This is a genomic window from Arthrobacter sp. fls2-241-R2A-200 (assembly GCF_030209745.1).
Lineage (GTDB): Bacteria > Actinomycetota > Actinomycetes > Actinomycetales > Micrococcaceae > Arthrobacter.
In genome coordinates, this window is the sequence record NZ_JARVRJ010000005.1 from 39654 (window position 1) to 57498 (window position 17845).

The following is a 17845-nucleotide window of genomic DNA, read 5'->3' on the forward strand; positions in this document are numbered from 1 at the left end:
CTACTCTAGGGCCATGCAGAGAATCCTTGTCACCGGCGGGGCCGGATTCATTGGATGCAACTTTGTCCACTTCATCATGGAGCACACTCCCCTCCATGTCACGGTCTTGGATAAATTGACTTACGCAGGCAACCTTCAATCGTTGTCGGAGGTGCCATCGGGGCGCTTTGACTTCGTCAAGGGCGACATCTGTGATGCCCCGTTGGTGGAAGCCCTTGTGTCCCGGGCGGACGCCGTGGTCCACTTCGCTGCCGAGTCCCACAATGACAATTCGCTGGCTGAGCCCCGGCCGTTCGTGGACACGAACCTCGTGGGTACCTTTACCCTGATCGAGGCTGCCCGAAAGTCCGGCACGCGGTTCCACCACGTCTCCACGGACGAGGTCTACGGTGATCTGGAGTTGGACGATCCACGGCGATTCACCGAGGAATCCGTATACCGCCCTACGAGCCCGTACTCGGCGACTAAGGCAGGCTCCGACATGCTGGTCCGGGCGTGGGTGAGGTCCTTCGGGCTGCAGGCGACCATCAGTAACTGCTCGAACAACTACGGCCGCTTCCAGCACGTGGAAAAGTTCATCCCCCGGCAGATCACCAACATCCTGGACGGTGCCCGGCCCCGCCTGTATGGAAGCGGCAGCAACGTCAGGGACTGGATCCATGTGGAGGACCACTCGTCCGCCGTCCTCATGATCCTCGAACGCGGCGATATCGGGGAAACATACTTGATCGGCGCCGATGGTGAACGCTCCAACCGCGAGGTAGTGGAGATGCTGTTGGCCCTCACAGGCCACTCCCCCGACGCTTACGATCTCGTCACCGACCGGCCGGGCCACGATCTGCGTTACGCCATAGATTCCAGCAAGCTCCGTGCGGAGTTGGGTTGGTCCCCTCAGTATTCGGACTTCGAAGCCGGGCTCCGGAGCACCGTGGAATGGTACCGGAACAACGAGCACTGGTGGCGTCCGCAAAAGAAGGCAACCGAGTCCAAATACGCCGGACAGGGACACTGACCGGTGGGAGAAGTTCAGCAAATACAGACCACCACGACGCCGATCCCAGGGCTCCTGCTGTTCAGCCTGCCCGTGCATGGGGACAACCGGGGATGGTTCAAAGAGAACTGGCACCGGCGCAAACTGATCGACGCCGGCATGCCGGACTTTGGTCCCGTGCAAAACAACATCTCCTTCAACGCCCAGAGGGGCACCACACGCGGCATCCACGCAGAGCCTTGGGATAAGTTCATCTCCCTTGCCTCGGGCCGTATTTTCGGGGCTTGGGTGGATCTGAGGGAGGGCCCCTCTTTCGGTACCTTGTTCACGGCCGAACTGTCTCCCCATGAGGCTGTCTTCGTTCCCCGCGGCGTCGGGAACGCGTTCCAAACCCTTCAGAGCGATACCGTGTACACGTACCTCGTCAACGACCATTGGAGCGCAGAGGCGCAGGCCAACTACACCTTCTTGAACCTGGCGGATGAGGACATCGCGGTGCCGTGGCCCATCAGCTTGGACGAGTGCATACTGTCCCCGCAGGACCGCACACATCCCCGCCTTGCCGACGTCGAGCCGATGCCGGGCCGGAGAATACTGGTGCTGGGCGCTGACGGCCAGCTGGGTGCCGCTTTGAGGCGCGCCTACCAGGGGCAGGGCACCGTGGACTTTTTGGGCCGAGGCGATTTCGACATCACCTCCGAGGAGTCCTACCAGGCCATGGACTGGCGAAAGTACTCCACGATCATCAACAGCGCAGCTTTCACGGCCGTTGACGCGGCAGAGACGGCGGAGGGCCGGGTTGCTGCCTGGGCCATCAACGCCAGTGCCGTTACCCGGTTGGCGCGGACCGCCGTCGAACATTCAATGACGCTAGTCCACATTTCCACCGACTACATTTTTGATGGCACCGCCGCGATTCACCGGGAAGTCGAGCCACCGAGCCCCTTGGGTGTGTACGGCCAAAGCAAAGCAGCCGGCGATGCCGCGGCAGCGACCGTGCCCCGGCATTACATCGTGCGCACCAGCTGGGTGGTCGGGCAGGGACGGAACTTCGTTCGGACCATGGCGGCGCTCGCTGACAAGGAAGTCCCCGCAAGGGTCGTGGACGACCAATGGGGACGGTTGAGCTTCGCCGATGACATCGCAGCCGGCATCCGCCACCTTCTGGAAAACAATGCCGCTCCGGGGACCTACAACGTTACCAACGACGGTGAACCGCAGTCCTGGGCGCAAGTGGCCAGGGAGGTCTATGCCCTGCGCGGCGCCACCCCCACCCTGGTCGCAGGCATCAGCACCAACGATTACGCGAAACAGGGAACCGCGCCCCGTCCGCGCAGCAGCGTACTGGATCTTTCCAAAATCCGGGCCGCTGGCTTTAACCCGCCTTCGGCGTCGGAGCGGTTGGCGGAGTACCTCGGTAAAGGCACATAACCCAAGGTCCGGCTCTGGTGCGCGGCATGAATTCGGCCTAAAGTGGCCCTACGGCAGCCAGCAGTGGGCCGGGAGACATCTCAAGTAAACAAGTTGGTCTGGCGGGGTATCCCGCCCCCGCCGTCCAGGCAGTGCAGCGGCCTCGGACGGTGGATTACTTGAACATGCCCTGAGGACCCGAGGCTGGAGAGCCAAGAATGCTGCTACCTAAATTGATGCGCACCCCCCAGTTCATGGAGCAGCCATCGGAAGTGAACCTCGGCGGCGCTGCCGTGAAGCTCCTGGCGATGGACACAGCCGTCCACGAGATCACGAACAGGGCCGCAACCCCGGCTTCACGCCCGCTGGGTGTGTGTTCGGCCAACCTGGATCACATCCGTCACTTCGGTGCCGGAAGCAGATGGCTGGGAACGTTGGACGCCTCTGAACCGGTGGAGTGGTTGACGCTCATCGACGGCGCTCCGCTGGCGGCCCAGGCCCGTCGGCTCACTGGCCGGCAATGGCCCCGCTTGGCGGGAAGCGACCTCGTCGGACCCCTGCTGGACGAAGCCGCGATGCTCGGCCTGCGTGTCGGCTTCCTGGGTGGGTCCACCTCCACCCACCAGCGGATCAAGAGCCAGTTTGCGGCGGAACGGCCAAACCTCCGGATTGCCGGATGGTGGTCCCCGGACCGGCCGGTCTTGGGGAACGAAAGCGCTTCCCGGCGCTTGGCGGCAGAGATAGCAGAGACCGCACCGGACATTTTGGTGGTGGGCCTGGGCAAGCCGCGGCAGGAACTGTGGATCTCTGAATACGGACACCTGACTGGAGCAAGGGTGTTGCTGGCCTTCGGCGCTGTGGTCGATTTCCTTGCCGGCCAGATCCGCCGCGCTCCGGCATGGATGAGTTCCAACAGCCTGGAATGGGCATGGCGTTTGATGCTCGAACCCCGCAGGCTTGCGCGGCGCTATTTGGTGGACGGCCCGGAGTCGTACGTGAAGCTGCGGCGCTCCAGCAGCGTGCCCACCCCTGATGCCGCGCACCAACGGAGTGCTGGTCACCCGGATGCTCCGCCCACGGCGTCCGCGCACGAGCAGTCCCAAGAACAGGAGCAGGCGGACCAGCCACGATCCGGGAGGCGTTTTGTCTCGCCGGCGGAGAAGGCCGACGTCGCCGTCGTGATTGTCACCTACAACAACGCGTCCGACGTCGGGCCCCTGGTTTTGAGCCTCCGCGAGGAAACTCGTGAGCAAAGCATCAAAGTCGTGGTCGCGGACAACTCCCCTGACAAGCGCACGCTCGATGAGCTGGCGAAGTACGCGGACGTTATTGCCGTAAGCACTGGTGGAAACCTCGGGTATGCCGGTGGTATCAACGTCGCGCTGAGCGCTGCCGGCGAGGCGGAGAGCTACCTCGTCCTCAATCCGGATCTTCGCGTTGAAGCCGGCGCCCTGCGGGCGATGCGCCGCCGGCTCGCCGAGGCCGGAGCCGGCGTGGTAGTGCCGGTCCTCCTCGATAACGATGGCAGCGTCTACCCATCACTGCGCCGGGAACCGAGTGTCCTGCGAGCGCTGGGGGACGCAGTGTGGGGTAGCCATTGGAAGGAACGCCCGGAGTGGCTGGCGGAGATGGACTGGGAACCGGAAAGTTACCTCCATGGCCATCGGGTGCAGTGGGCTACGGGGGCGGCGCTGCTGATCTCTGCTGAGGCGGCCGCCGCGGTGGGCGCGTGGGATGAGCGGTTCTTCCTCTATTCGGAGGAGACCGACTTTTGTCGCAGGGTGCGGGAGACGGGTTTTGGGATTTGGTTCGAGCCTGCGGCCCGGATGTGGCATGAGCGTGGCGGGTCGGGCAGTTCACCGGGGTTGGTTGCGTTGATGGCGGTCAACCGGGTCAGGTACGCGGCCAAGTACATGGGGCGTGGGCGTCGGCTGGCTTTTGGTGTTGCCGTCCTGGCCGCCGAGGTGGCACGGGTCGATAAGCCAGGGCATCGGGAGGCAGCCTTGGCCGTCATGAGTCGGAGGCGCCGGAGTGGTTTGCCGATGGCCACCGGGACGGGGGCATGACGATGGGTGATGGCATGACGCTGGACAGTTCTGTTCCGTCAGGGGCGATCATCATCCCTGCGCATAATGAGTCCGCTGTTATTGCCCGGACCTTGGATTCACTGGCTGAGGTGCTTGGTTGGGGAACGGTTGAGGTCATCGTGGCATGTAACGGTTGCACGGATGGAACCGAGGTGATCGCTTCCCAGTATGCGGGGGTGCGCGTGCTGCAGGTTGGACGGGCGTCGAAGGCTGCGGCGCTGAATGCGGGCGATCAGGCGACCAGGCTGTGGCCGCGGCTTTACCTTGATGCTGATATCGAGGTCAGTGCGGGTGCCGTGCGTTCGGTTTTTGAGGCTTTGGAGCGCGGCGATGTTCTTGCTGCGCGCCCCGCTTTCAGGTACGACTACGCAGGTGCGTCGTTTCTTGTGCGGGCGTACTATCGGGCACGCAGCCGGGTGCCGGGCAATGCGCGGGGCCTGTGGGGTTCAGGGGCCTATGCCTTGGGCGTTGCGGGGCATGAGCGTTTGGGGGCGTTTCCGCTGCTGACAGGGGACGATTACTACGTTGACCGGCTGTTTGGTCCCCGGGAGAAGACTGTCCTTGATACGGAGCCTGTGGTTGTCCGGACTCCTCGGACGTCCGCAGCGTTGCTGGCTGTCCTGCGACGGACCTACCGCGGGAACGCCCAGCAGGACGCTGGCTTTGTGGGTGCTTCGGCCGCCCGCACCCTTTGGGAATTGTTGGCCTCCGTCCGGGGGCCGTTGTCCGCTGGAGATGCCGCCGTTTACGCGGCGTTCGCCGTGGCGGGCCGTCGTCGTTCGCTTAAGTCCCGGCGGCAGGTCTCTACCGAGGTGGTGTCCCCCGGGCTGGTACCCGTTTGGGAAAGGGATGAGAGCAGCCGGTAGTCAGAAGCCGCAGGCGCTGCTGCCCTGGATGCGGTAGAGGTGCACGGCGTTGCCGTCGGTGAATGTATCGGTGAACGTTCCATCCACTACCGGGATACTCCGGTTTTCATCGATGACGACGGCGGAGCTGCCGCCGCAGGCCAGGTGGATGGTTGCTGTGCCGCCGTCGCTTGTGTTGGCCCCGGCGAAGACGTAGGCGGTGTGATCGAGAACTTTCGTCGTGGTGTCCACGGGTCCTGTGGTGACGGTGGCGCCGTCGAGGAAGGGGGCGTTGAGGACGGGAGCGAGGCCGGTGATTTGTTTGTTGAGGGAGGTCACTGTTTGCTGCACTTCTCCCGGGCAGTCACGCAAGACGTGTTGTGTGGCGCATTGGCCTCCGAAACTGTGGTTGAAGTAGATGATTCCCCGGGCGCCGTGGATGAGGCTGCTCCACACGGCGGCGCGCAGCTGTGGTCCTGTTATGGTCAGTGCTGCTGGGGCGTTGTCGAAGGGGTGGCCGGCTTCCACAAAGGCCCACACCGGAGTGGGGTTCCCGCTGTGGCTGAGTTTCCTGATGCGGTCCACTGTCCAGCCGTAGTTTGCTGCCAGCCGGCATTCCGCGGGGGTGAGGTCCCTGGCGTATTTCACCACGGCCCCTCCCTCTGTGCGGGAGCAGATGCCGGGATCGGTGAACCAGTACGTGTCGGCGGATACGAGGTCTTGGACGCCGTTGAAAAAGCCTTGGGCCTCGGCGTCGGATTCCCAGAAGGCCACGCCTTTGCCGTAGTTGGCGTAGAGCATGGTTCCGGGAGGTGCGGCCTTGTGCCGTTCGCTTTGGACTGTGTAGCCACACTGGGACGCTGCAGGGGTGCAGATGGGACCTTCCCCGGGGTAGTGTCCTGACCACGCGCCGCTTCCTGGGCCGGCCCACATGTCCACCTCGTCCGTCAGCAGGAATCCGTTGGCTGGGGCGTGTCCGTTCGCCGCGGGGGCTCCAATGCCGGGGATGGCATACATGCCGGAGTCGAGCGCCAACTGGATGTCGGAGTTGGCTGTGAGTGCAACGTAGGTGTTCAGGCCCGCTTGTTTGTCCTGGGCCACGTTTCCGGGATCCACCACGCTTTCGGACCACACTCCCAGTGGAAAGTATGACGGGTCTGTGGGAAGGCCGTGGGCGAAGCGGGCGTAGTAGTCGGGACCGCCGTCGACGGGCCGCAGCGCTACACCGGGCGTCGTTGTTGCGGTGGTGGCGGGTTGGCTGGAAGGGGTGGCCGCAGGCTGGTTCAGTGGAAGCACGGCACTGACTGCCGCTGTGGCCAGCAGCAGGAGTCCCGCTCCTACCGTGGCACTGGTTAGGAGGGTCTTCCGTTTCACGTCCTTCCCACGGGGCTCTTAATGCCCGGGTGCCCTTTCCCGTTCGATTCCGTGGTGAGCGTGTCCTCTTGCGGGTCCAATGCTACCGGGAGCGTTTCACTGACTTTTCGGGGTTTCTGCAGGACGCCCATGGGGATACTCCCCAGCTTTTCCAAGGGCATTTCGACGGCGGCCTTGTGGGACGGGGCGGCCTCGCCGTGGCTGTCATGGCGGCGTCCCCTCTTTTCCGCTGCATCCCCTGGGGTAGCGCCGGCGCCTGCGGACTTCATGCGTGCCGTCTCCAAGGCCCGCGCTGCCGAGACTGCCCCGAATGTGAGCACCAGGCCGCCGACAATAACCACGATCAAGGAACGGAGCCGGCTGGAGAATTGTTCTATGGCGTTGTCCGGCGGGGTGACCACTACGGTGGTGAACAGGAACCGGTCGGCGGCGCCGTTGACGGTCTGAATCTGTTTGAGGTCCTGTTGCATCTTGGCGCCCAATGCTTGAACGGTTGCTGTGGCTACCTCTTTCTTGGGCGACACGGCTGAGATATCCAGAAGGAAGGAGTTGGGGGAACGTTCCACAGTGTAGTCAGTGCTCAAGGACTGCTTGCTTAACGCGCTCCCCACGGAGTCTGCCTTTAGCCGGGTTGCTTCCACTTGGGCGATCAGGGAGGAATCCGAGGCCCGCAAGTAGGGATTGTCCGAGTTGAGATCCTGCAGCGACGGGTTTCGCTCGAGTTCGCTGGCAGTAGGAACCTTGGGGTTGACGATCGCGTACGTAGCTTGTGCTTGATAGGACCTCGGTGCGAAGGCATACACATACACGGCCGCGAAGGCGGTCAGGAGCAGCGCTGGTATGACCACAAATTTGTGGTGCCACAGTGCTTTGATGACAGCTAGCGGGTCCATGGGATTCCCTCGTTTCCTGAATTGGCTCGGCTTCTTGGGCTTGCACGGTGGGCTGGGTCGGGAATCATGGGCCTTGGCCTGAATCTTTGCCGGGGCGGTCTGTCGCTGACGCCCCTGTCAGGACCTGGGGCCCTTAGATTGGCTTCGCGCCGGACCATGTTCCACACTGCCCCGGACAGGCCGACGACGACCGGATAGGCCAGCGCGAAGACCGGGAAGGACATGGAGTCGAAAGTCAGCGAGCAGCCTGCCGCCACCGCCCCGGAGGCCGCCAAAGCCCCGGCGAGTGCGCGCAGCGCCGGTATCCGGGAAGCGCGGGCTGCGATGAAGGCTGAGCAGGCCGGCAGGACAAGATAGGCGACCATGCCGAAGAAACCCACCAGCCCCAAGGTGACAAGGGAATTGAGGTATTGGTTGTCCAGGATCTGGAGTGCGTCTGTGGGCCGGTAGTTGCCGGGGCCCAGGCCCAGGAACGGCAGTTCACCAAAGAGCTTGGCAACCCGCGGGTAGTTGTTGGTCCGCGTGGAGACTGACAGGTCGCTGCTTCCGGCGGTGAACTGTGAGGTGAGCGTACCGACCAAGCCGGGTACCGCCACGAAGAGGGCGGCAAGCGCGGCCGGCGCCATCACCAGGGCCCACCGGCGCGCCATTGTTGGCAGGAAGGGGATGAGCACGATCATGCTGATGGTGAGTCCCAAGACCCCTGATCGGGACACCGTGGAGGCGATGGCAAACACCAGCAAGGCGGTGACTGCCCAGTGCAGCCACTTCCGCCCTGTGGAATCGTAGATCGCGCGCCAGATGGACAGCGGCAGCATCATGGAGCAGACCACGGCCAGTTCGATCGAATGGAAGGTGCTTCCGGCCACGCGGGTCAGGAGTCCACGCACTTGGAAGACTGTGTTGCCGCCGTTGTCCGTGAATCCCACCATGACGTCCTGGATCCACACCATGGGGTTGATCCGGAGCACGAATTGGACCACTGCTACGAGGCAGCAGAACAGGGCCCCTGCCAAGAGCGCCCGGACCAGCATGAGTGCATCGTTAACGGTCCGTACCGCCTCGCTGACTGCAAGGACGATGCCTGCGCTGGCGAGGATGAGGATGAGCCAGCGGTCAGCGGACGCTTGGGAAGCGATGCTGGTGTTGCCTGTTAGCCCTGAGAACATTGCGACGTACGAGGCACAGGTTCCCAGCCACAGCAGGCCGATTCCCAAGCGTCCCGGGTTCCTGGCCCTGAAGGGGTTTTGGAGCCCGAAGAACGATGAGCAAAGCCACACCAGCAACAGCAGCAGGGCCAGCATCAGTGGCACGGTCCCGACAGCTCCCAGGGGTTTCAGCACCATGTTGGACGGGAAAAAGAAGATGCTGAACGCGGAAACCCGGAGCAGGAAACTGACGGTGGCGTGCTTCCCCGGGTGGACTTCAAGGTCCGTGAGGCCCACGTCCAGCACCGGTTTGGGAAGCAGCGGCTTGGCCTTCAGGAAGCTCATGCCGGCCCCTCCCCCACGAGAGATTCCTGCACCAGGTTGCCGAACGCTTCCGCCGTCACCGACCAGTCCAGTCGCTGGCCGCTGCCGATCCGCGCCGCGCGTTCCTGGATATTCGGGCTGCGCACTACCTCGGCGAGCGCGGTCGCGAGCCTGTCCGGCCTGGACGGTGCCCATACGGCGTCTGGGTCTGTGAGGAGGCCGGAGGCGAAGGGTGCCTGGTTGAGGACCGGCACGTTGCCTGCGGCCAACAGTTCGCCGGGAACAAGGGAGATGTTGGTAAAGGAGATGGCCAGGCCGGCAATGGTGCGGTTGTAGAGGATGTTCAACTCGCGCGGAGGGAGGTTTCCGTGGTTGGTGACCGGAATTTTCCATCTACTGACGATGTCGCCGTATACGTGGATCTCTTGGTCCGGACACAGCTGGTGGAATCTTTCCAGGGCAAGTTTTGCGAGCAGGTAGCCGCGCCGGTCCACGTTCCTCTTGGCGTAGTAGACCACGCCCGTCCGCTGCCAGGCGCCCGTGGTTGGGAGCAAGCGGTAGGTGGTGGTGTCGCATCCGTAGGGCACCACGGCGTCGGGGGGTGTTCCGAGTTCGGCTTTCATGACTTCAGCGATCATGTCGCCAAGAGCGACCGTCGTGTACCCGAAGCGGTAGCTGTCCTCGGCAAGGGCGTACAGGATCCCGCGCGGATGGAAGTACGGTTCGTAGTCTTGGATGAAGTAGAAGACGCGCAGCTGGCGGGGTGCGCGGGCGGCGATCACATGCGCTGAGGACCATGAGCTCGCAACCAGGGCGTCCATTCCAGCCATTCCATCAGTGGCGCTGCGCACCTCGGCGCTGATGGGCCAATGCCGGCGGATGACGGGTTCATGCCGGGAGACGTCATCGGAGCTGCGGTCATAGAGGAACAGTGTGCACCGGTGTCCGCGCTCTTCCATGGCCCGGACCATCCGGAACAGGGTGGTGTGGCCGCCGGAGCCCGGCCCGGGCGGGGTGCAAACCCAGCCGATGCTCAATGGTGCTGGCTTCCGGGGGGACGTGAAGGCGGGGCGTTGAACAGCGGGGTCGGAAGGGTCAGCGATGTCTTCTTGGCGCAGTGGAAGTTCCGGTTCAGCCAAGCCCCACCTCTCCTGCAGGAATGTAGCTGCCTTTGCCGTTCCACGCCGCACCACCTGGCCCCAGCCGTCCTGCCGAAGCCGTAGGGCGAGGTGCCGGAGCAGTGCCCGGGACATGGTCATTGGTCCTCCCTCCACAACGGGGCAGGAAGGGCCGCGGTGAAGTCCCTGATAGCGTTGCGCCGGGTTTCCAACGCGATGCCGGACTTAGCAGAGAGCATTACCGCCATCTTGTCCGGCGGTGCAGATGCCAGCAGGTGGTCTATTTCGGCCCGGGTCAGGGGGAATTCCTCCGAGTACACGATCCCTTGCATCTCGGTAACACTGGCATCTGTTCCGCCGAGTACCTCGTCAACGTAAATGCCGTACAGCATCATTTCCGAGAAGTGCAGTTGGGATCCGACGGCGGTGGCCCACGCTGTGCCCGTGGCACGTTCAACATGCCGCAACAGGGAACGCACCACGCGCGGTTCCCACAGGCATGGCCAGCAGATGTAATCGGTCAGGTCCCCCTCCGGGGTTGCGGCCGCGCCGAGGAGCTTGCGGGCTGAGTCATGCCACAACCTGTGACCGGGAAGGGTGCTGTCCACGCCGGATGGCTTCCGGTACATAGCGATGTGCCCGCCCACGCGGAACATGTCCAAGGTGGTAGGCCTGATCAGGACACTGTCCGAGTCCAAGAGCAAAACGCCTTGCACGTCCAGCTGCTCCACGACTGCCAATTTGATAATTTGCTGGGCGATCCATCCGCGGATAGGCGGCCACGGGTGCGCGGTGTTGACCCACAGGTTCAAGCGCGGCGGCTGCAGGAAGGTGCGGGGAAGGTATTCACGGACGTCATGAATCCGCGTCCGCTCAGAGGCCAGCTGCCCAAAGGCATTGAGGTCCTTGCCCGGCACGATGATGTGATGGACGACGTCGGGTTCGGTCATCTCCATGACGGAGCGGTTCAGGTCCGTGCACAGCTCGAGGTCGGGCAGATAGCTGGGCGTGACCACGGCCAGCTCCACGTTGGGCGTGCTCATACCGCCACGCCTCCTTCCGCTTCCGGCTGCGGAACCCCTTTGGCGCCGTCGTCGTCGTTCTTGAACAAAACCCGAATGTCCGCAACCAGCCGGCGGCCCTGACGGAACACGAGGAGCGTGTACACCGAGACGCCGACCAGGCCACCTGTTGCCAGCGAAAGGGCCGGGTCAGCCACCATCGAACCTGCCGCCCATGCGGCCACCCCAGCCACCATGGCAGCGAGCAGGGGCGGGAGGCTGCCGCCCAGCAGTTCCCGTACCGTGGTTCCCAGTACCGAGGTCAAGGCCTTGACGTACAGGGGTATGACCACCAGACAGGCGACCGTGGCGTGGGCAATCCCGGCCCCGGCGATCCCCCACCAGGAGATTCCCCCATAGAGCGCAGGCACTAATGCGATGAGCCAGGCCACTTGCACCCAAAAGAGCCACACGGTTTTCCCAGCCCCAACGCTGAGGTCGGCAAAGAGTTCTACGAGGATACGCATGGCCCCGAAAACTCCCAGCGTGGCCAAGGCGACCCCGGCCTGGGCCCAAGGGGAACCGTATGCAGTAACGATCAGTGGATGCGCCAACGCGATGAGCATTGCCGAGATCGGGAAAGCGCAAAATGAAACGCCTGCCACGAACCGGCCGGCCAGGGTTCCCAGCGTTCCCTCAGCAAAGAGACGGCCAAATGTGGGCACAGCCGTGGCACGGATGACGGCGGTTATCACCGAGCTCGGCAAACCTGCCAGGTTGAACGCCAACAAGTACAGCCCCAACGCCGTCGGATCCAGCATCCTGCCGATCATCAAGTAATCGAGGTTGAGCGTCACGAACACCACGAGGTTCGCCAAGGCAAGCGGAGCACCGAGCCGGAGGACTTCCTTGGCCACGTCCCGGTCGAAACCGGGCGCGTACCTCACGGGACTGATGATCCAATACCCCGCCAAGGCGAGCAATTGGCCGCCAACCCTGGACCAGGCCAACGCCATGGCGCCCCAACCGCCCAAGGCCATGGGAACCACCAGGACCAGGACCATCACGGCGCTGGAGACGTCGACGACGACCCTCGGCTTTTGCAGGAAATCCCGCCACACCATGGTGGAAGGAACAGCAGCGATACCCTGCAGCAGGATAGTCAGGGAGAGCACCTGAATCACCGGGGTGGCCGCCGGGTCCTCGAAGACCGCAGCCAGCACAGGAGCCAAGGCCACCGCAGCTGCTGTCATGATACCGCTGGTCACCAGGGCAATGGTGAACACTGTCGGGGCAATTCTGTCCGGATCCCCGCTACCGCGGGCCAACGAAGCCGTGGCACCCAACTCGGCCATGTTCGTTGCGATCGTCTGGACCACCAAGGCCACCGCGAGCGCACCGAAGTGCTCCGGTGCAAGGAGACGGGCAACGATGATGGTGGTACTGAACTGCACCACCCTACCCAGCGCCATGTTCACCCCACCCCACACAGTGGCGCTCGCAGCACGGCTGCCCAAGGTGCGCTGGTGCCCCTTGGTTCGCTGGTGCCCCTTGGTGGTGCTCACGAGATTCCCGTCATCGACCAGATGCGCCAGCGCAGGCGGTCCAGCTGCTTGCGCGCATAAGCCGTGTGCGGATCGCGCCGGCCACGGACTATGGCCGCCTGCAAGGTGTTGGCTCGGTGGACATTGCCCGGGACCTGTTGCAGCCCCTCAATAAACTTCCGCAGTTCGACGGCGGCCAGCGAACCGCCGTCGGCGACCTCCCGGAACCCCAAAGTGGAGGCTTCCTTGCTCAGTGCCCGCTCCACGCGTCGCAACTGCCGGGCCCGGAACTCCGCGGACACGCCCAAGCGTGGGTCTTCCAGGACTCGGAAGGCATCCAACCTGTGCCTGAGGTCCACGGCCGCTGCCGCGTACTCCGTTTGGTGCATGTTGGCTCCGTGAACCCGGTAGTAGGCCTGAACAGGTCCGTTGATGCGGCCTACATCCCAGGCAGCTGCAGCACGCAACCAGTACTCGAGGTCTCCCGAGTGCGGCAACGCCTTGTTATATGCCCCGATGCCCACCATGGCCTCGGTCCGCATCACCACTTCCGGCGACAAGATGAAGTTGTGTCCCCTGGTGCAGGCCAGGGAGATCCACTGCTTGCCCTGCCACACTGTCCAGGTGCTGCGCCCTTCCGCTGCGACGGGAGGTGGCTGGTCGGTGAAGTCCCGGGGAAGCCCGTAGACCATCCCCACTCGCGGATTCGCCTCCATCAGGGCGGCAGCCCGGGCCAAGGCTCCGGGCGCGATCAGGTCATCAGCGGACAACAAGGTGACGTAGCGCTGTGCCGCGCGTGAGAGCCCATCGTTATACGTGGAGATGTGCCCTTGGTTGTCCTCGTGGATCACCACTGAAATCCGTGCATCCGCGGAAGCCAGTCGGTGGGCAACCGCGGAGGTGTCATCGGTGGAGGCGTCGTCGACGATGATGACTTCGACATCGACGCCGTCCTGGGACAGGGCACTGTGGACGGCGTCCGGCAGGTAGCGGCCGTAGTTGTAGCAAGGTACCACCACGGAAACACCGGGCCGGTCGATCAAGGGGCGTGGCCGCATCAGTTTCACCGGGTGTCCTCCAATGCCGGCGAATCGCCGCGCCTGATCACCCGCGCCGGAACGCCCACCCACGTCTCGTCAGCAGGGACATCGCTAAGCACGGCAGCGCCCATTCCGATCGTGGCCTTGGCACCGACGGAGCGGCCCTCGCGGACGCTGGCGTTCATGCCGATATAAGCGGCCCGGCCGATGCGAACACCCCCACCCAAGGAAACTCCGGCGGCAAGCGTCGCGAAATCGCTGACAACGTCGTCGTGGGTGAAAGTCACCCCCGGCATGGCCACTACATGGCTTCCGAGGGATACGGAGGCCGTCATCGTGACGTGCGCCAAGAGAATACTGCCTCGCCCGATGACGCAGCCCTCAGGGACAAGCACGGAGGGATGGATAGCCGTAGCGTACCGGTCCTCGGCGAGTCCGAGTGCTCGTAGCCGCATGACCACGCTCTCGCGCCCGCTGCCGTTGCCGATACACACCAGCAATAACGCGTAGGGAAAGTTCAACGCATCGCGGATAGGTCCGAGGACATGGGCGCCGTCCACCACGCGCCCTACCTTGTCCTCGTCGTCGTCGAGGATGCCGATGACGTCGAACGGTCCGCTGCTGCGGACCATGGCCAGCACCTCGCGTGCCAAGCCACTGGCCGCGATGAGCAAGAGCTCGCTCATGGGGACTCCCCCGGGTCCGGCCGGGAACCAGAAGCCGAAGCGGATCCAGCCGCACGGGAAACTCGGGAAGCACGGTAGACGGAATCGATGACCCGGGCTTGGTCCTGCCGGGTCAGCTGGTGGTACAGCGGGAGGATGAGCGTGGTGTCGGTGAGGTGTTCGGTGGCACCAAGGGTGGCGGTACCGGTGTCCTTTCCCGCATATGCCGGCTGCCGGTGGGCCGCCATGATCCCGCGCCGCGCGGAAATGCCGTCTTCAGCCAAGCGGGCCAGTAACGAGTCGCGGTTGACGGCGAACGCGGGACCGACTTCCACCCAGCAGGATTGGAAGTTGTTTGCGCCGTAGTCCGGGTCGGTGACCAGGCGCAGTCCCTCGAGTCCGGAGAAGGCCTCCGCATAGATCGAGGCCAGTTCCCGCCGCCGCTGCACCACCTCCCGGAGCCTGCCCAGCTGAACGAGGCCGACGGCGGCCTGGAGATCGGTCATGCGGTAGTTGAAACCGACTTCGAGGTACTCCTCCGCGGGTGGGAGGACGCTGGCGTGCCGATCAGCGGCGGAGACGCTCATCGCATGTTCGCGCAGCCGGCGTGACCTGTCCGCAAAGCCCATATCCGACGTCGAAAGCATCCCGCCTTCTCCTGTGGTGAGGATCTTGCGGGGGTGGAACGACCACGCCGCGACCTGTGCGCCGGCCCCCACAGGGCTACCCCGGTAGCGGGAACCGATAGCACAAGCGGCGTCCTCCACAACCGTGATGCCCAACGGATCACAAAGGTTCCGGATCGGTTCAAGGTCCACCGGCACCCCGCCCTGATCCACGGCAATCACGGCTTTGGTGGCTGGAGTCAGTGCCGCTGCCACGGTGTCCGCGGTGACGCAGCCGGTGCGGATGTCGACGTCGGCGAACACAGGACGCGCGCCCACGTACGTCGCGGCGTTTGCTGTGGCGATGAACGAGAACGACGGCACCACCACGTCGTCACCAGGACCAACTCCGGCTACAGCCAAAGCGAGATGCAAAGCTGACGTGCAGCTTGAGGTCGCCACCGCGAAGCTTGCATGCTGCTCCTTGGCGAACGCTTCCTCGAACTGCCGGACCTTGGGTCCCTGCGCCACCCAGCCCGAAGCAATGACGTTCGCAAGCGCCATGGCTTCTTCTGCTCCCAGCCACGGTTTCATGACGTCTATGCGGGCCAGCCGCGTCTCGGAGGTAGTCATCGCGCACCCACAGGTGGGGCCTGGACGCTGCCTTCAGGCCTCGACGCCGCAATGTCCTCCCGGAGTGGACGCCACCACGAAACCAAGGAACGCAGCCCTTCTTCCAAGCCCACCGTTGCTTCGAACCCGAGGTCTTCCCGGGCAGCGACGGTATCGGCCAGGCGGCGGGCCACACCGTTGACGGCACGTTCAGGACCGTGTTCCAAGTGGAGGGGTGATTCCATGACCGCCAGCAAGGTGTGGGCGAGTTCGGCCAGGCTGGTTTCAACGCCGCTGGCCACGTTGTAGACGCCATCGCGTATGTCGCTCGTCGCGGCGAGGACATTCGCCCGGGCGACGTCCGTGGTGTGGACAAAATCCATGGTCTGTTCACCACTGCCAAAAATCAGGGGCGGCAATCCGTCCACGATCCTCTCCATCCAACGGACAAGCACCTCGGTATAGAGCCCGTGGACATCCATGCGGGGTCCGTAAACGTTGAAGTAGCGCAGCATCACGTAGTCCATGCCGGACATGGCACGGAAGCTTTTGGCCATCGCCTCGTTGAAGGATTTCGCTGCACCGTAGAAGGTGTCGTTGTTGAAGTGGTGGTGGTCCTCCTTGGTGGGAAAAAGCTCGGCCTGCCCGTAGACGGATGCGCTTGAGGCAGCGATGACTTTGTCCACGTTGTGCGCCACTGCTGCCTCGAAAACGTTGAATGTACCGTTAACCAGTACTTCCAGGGCAAGCCGCGGTTCTTCAGCGCATTGGGTGATCCTGATAGCTCCTTGGTGGAACACAAGGTCCTTGCCGCGCATAAGGTCATGAACCAGGTCGCGGTCCCGGAGATCGCCTTCGACCAACCTGACACGGCCGCTCGCCAATGCCTGGCTAAGGTTGTCACGGCGGCCGCGGACGAGGTTGTCCAGTACGTCCACCTGGCCTGCACCGGCGTCGAGCAGTTGATCAACGAGGGTGGAGCCGATGGTCCCGGCACCACCGGTTACGAGGACGGCCGCACCGGACAGGCCGGTCACAGCACAACCTGGAGCTCTGCCTCGTTGCCCGCCACCAAAGTGGCCTGGCCGTCACTTTCCAAACTTTGGGAGACAGCTTCCAATACAGACAGGACGCGGAGCCCGGATTCCCCGCTGGTGCGTGGGGCAGTGTGGCTTCGGATGGATGAGGCCAGCTCAGCTACCACTTGGCCCAAGGGTTCCCGCTCTTGGAGGGCCGGTGACCAGGTATCACCGAGCCGGTAAGAAATAGCGGTGGCCTTTTTGTCCGCTGCGGACCGTGGCTGGTGGTCCAGGCTGACTCCCCGGTCGTATACGCTGAGGCGTTGCTGCGGGTTCAGGTCGTCCCAGACAAGCGTCCTCTTGGATCCGCCGATAATCATCTGCCGGATCTTGGTGGGGCTAAGCCAGTTCACGTGGATGTGGACCAGGGCGTCGTTGGGCAACCCGAAGGTAAGGTGCCCTATGCAGTCCCTGCCAGTGCCCAGGGGGTCCGCGCCGTGGGCGGATATTTCGGTGGGATGCAAGCCTCCGGGGAGGACAAAGTCGAGGATGGAGAGGTCGTGCGGGGCAAGGTCCCAAAACACGTTGACATCCGGCTGCACCAGCCCAAGGTTGATCCGCACAGAGTCGACATAGAGGATCTCTCCCAACGCGCCGCTGGCCACCAACTCCTGGATCTTCAAGACGGCCGGGGTGAAGCAATAGGTATGGTCCGCCATGAGGACCAGGCCCCTTGACCTGGCCTCTTCCACCATTTCCAGTCCCTTGGCCCGGCTGTCCGCCAGTGGTTTCTCCACCAGCACATGCTTCCCGGCCCGCAGTGCCGTCATCACCACTCCGTGATGCGTATGGGCGGGAGTGGCAATGGCCACGGCATCCAGGTTGTAGTCGTCCAGCAATTCGTCCAAGGACTCGACGACGGGCACGGCGCCTACCGTCTCGGCGAGTTTGAGGCCCCGTTCGACGTCGAGATCGCAAATAGCTGCGAGCTCCCAATCAGGGCTCGCTTTGAGGTTCCTGGCCAGGTTGGGTCCCCAGTATCCTGCGCCCACCACAGCGATCCGCAGCTTGGGACGTACGCCGGTGCCATGGAGTTGGCCTGACGGAATAGTTCGTATACTCATTTCCCACTCGACTTCTCTCTTTGTTTCCGTGTCTTGGCTTCCGAC

The 17845-nt window shown here is 63.7% G+C and carries 15 protein-coding genes; 4 read left to right on the forward strand and 11 right to left on the reverse strand.

The window, feature by feature from the left end:
• Positions 1-13: 13 nt before the first annotated feature.
• From rfbB to QRN42_RS05770, 4 genes are all read left to right on the forward strand, one after another.
• Positions 14-1012, forward strand: a complete 999-nt coding sequence (rfbB, locus tag QRN42_RS05755) for a dTDP-glucose 4,6-dehydratase (RefSeq protein WP_284978323.1) — start codon at positions 14-16, stop codon at positions 1010-1012.
• Positions 1013-1015: 3 nt separating this feature from the next.
• Positions 1016-2422 carry a sugar nucleotide-binding protein gene (locus QRN42_RS05760; protein ID WP_284978324.1) on the forward strand — a complete coding sequence of 469 codons (1407 nt, stop codon included), beginning with the start codon at positions 1016-1018 and terminating at the stop codon, positions 2420-2422.
• Positions 2423-2637: 215 nt separating this feature from the next.
• Complete coding sequence (locus tag QRN42_RS05765; RefSeq protein ID WP_284978325.1) at positions 2638-4467, forward strand: WecB/TagA/CpsF family glycosyltransferase; 1830 nt, start codon at positions 2638-2640, stop codon at positions 4465-4467.
• Positions 4464-5354: a glycosyltransferase gene (locus QRN42_RS05770; protein WP_284978326.1), complete on the forward strand. Its 891-nt coding sequence runs from the start codon at positions 4464-4466 to the stop codon at positions 5352-5354. Before QRN42_RS05765 ends, QRN42_RS05770 begins: the two co-directional genes overlap by 4 nt.
• Here the strand turns inward: QRN42_RS05770 and QRN42_RS05775 are convergent, their stop codons facing one another.
• From QRN42_RS05775 to QRN42_RS05825, 11 genes are read right to left on the reverse strand one after another with little or no spacing between them, the layout of a single operon-like run.
• Positions 5355-6707 (reverse strand): hypothetical protein, encoded by a 1353-nt coding sequence (locus QRN42_RS05775; protein WP_284978327.1) that lies wholly within the window; start codon positions 6705-6707, stop codon positions 5355-5357.
• Positions 6704-7600, reverse strand: coding sequence for a YveK family protein (locus tag QRN42_RS05780; protein WP_284978328.1), 897 nt, complete (start codon positions 7598-7600; stop codon positions 6704-6706). Before QRN42_RS05780 ends, QRN42_RS05775 begins: the two co-directional genes overlap by 4 nt.
• Complete coding sequence (locus QRN42_RS05785; protein ID WP_284978329.1) at positions 7588-9093, reverse strand: O-antigen ligase family protein; 1506 nt, start codon at positions 9091-9093, stop codon at positions 7588-7590. The genes QRN42_RS05780 and QRN42_RS05785 overlap by 13 nt, the downstream gene beginning before the upstream one ends.
• Complete coding sequence (locus tag QRN42_RS05790; RefSeq protein WP_284978330.1) at positions 9090-10331, reverse strand: glycosyltransferase family protein; 1242 nt, start codon at positions 10329-10331, stop codon at positions 9090-9092. Before QRN42_RS05790 ends, QRN42_RS05785 begins: the two co-directional genes overlap by 4 nt.
• Positions 10328-11233 carry a DUF6492 family protein gene (locus QRN42_RS05795; RefSeq protein WP_284978331.1) on the reverse strand — a complete coding sequence of 302 codons (906 nt, stop codon included), beginning with the start codon at positions 11231-11233 and terminating at the stop codon, positions 10328-10330. The genes QRN42_RS05790 and QRN42_RS05795 overlap by 4 nt, the downstream gene beginning before the upstream one ends.
• Positions 11230-12756 (reverse strand): oligosaccharide flippase family protein, encoded by a 1527-nt coding sequence (locus tag QRN42_RS05800; protein ID WP_284978332.1) that lies wholly within the window; start codon positions 12754-12756, stop codon positions 11230-11232. The genes QRN42_RS05795 and QRN42_RS05800 overlap by 4 nt, the downstream gene beginning before the upstream one ends.
• Positions 12753-13793: a glycosyltransferase family 2 protein gene (locus QRN42_RS05805; RefSeq protein WP_284978515.1), complete on the reverse strand. Its 1041-nt coding sequence runs from the start codon at positions 13791-13793 to the stop codon at positions 12753-12755. The genes QRN42_RS05800 and QRN42_RS05805 overlap by 4 nt, the downstream gene beginning before the upstream one ends.
• A 5-nt stretch (positions 13794-13798) precedes the next feature.
• Positions 13799-14461 (reverse strand): acetyltransferase, encoded by a 663-nt coding sequence (locus QRN42_RS05810; protein ID WP_284978333.1) that lies wholly within the window; start codon positions 14459-14461, stop codon positions 13799-13801.
• Positions 14458-15678: a DegT/DnrJ/EryC1/StrS family aminotransferase gene (locus tag QRN42_RS05815; protein ID WP_284978334.1), complete on the reverse strand. Its 1221-nt coding sequence runs from the start codon at positions 15676-15678 to the stop codon at positions 14458-14460. Before QRN42_RS05815 ends, QRN42_RS05810 begins: the two co-directional genes overlap by 4 nt.
• Positions 15675-16694 (reverse strand): NAD-dependent epimerase/dehydratase family protein, encoded by a 1020-nt coding sequence (locus QRN42_RS05820; protein ID WP_284978335.1) that lies wholly within the window; start codon positions 16692-16694, stop codon positions 15675-15677. Before QRN42_RS05820 ends, QRN42_RS05815 begins: the two co-directional genes overlap by 4 nt.
• Positions 16691-17800 carry a Gfo/Idh/MocA family protein gene (locus tag QRN42_RS05825; protein ID WP_284978336.1) on the reverse strand — a complete coding sequence of 370 codons (1110 nt, stop codon included), beginning with the start codon at positions 17798-17800 and terminating at the stop codon, positions 16691-16693. The genes QRN42_RS05820 and QRN42_RS05825 overlap by 4 nt, the downstream gene beginning before the upstream one ends.
• Between the last annotated feature and the right edge of the window lie 45 nt (positions 17801-17845).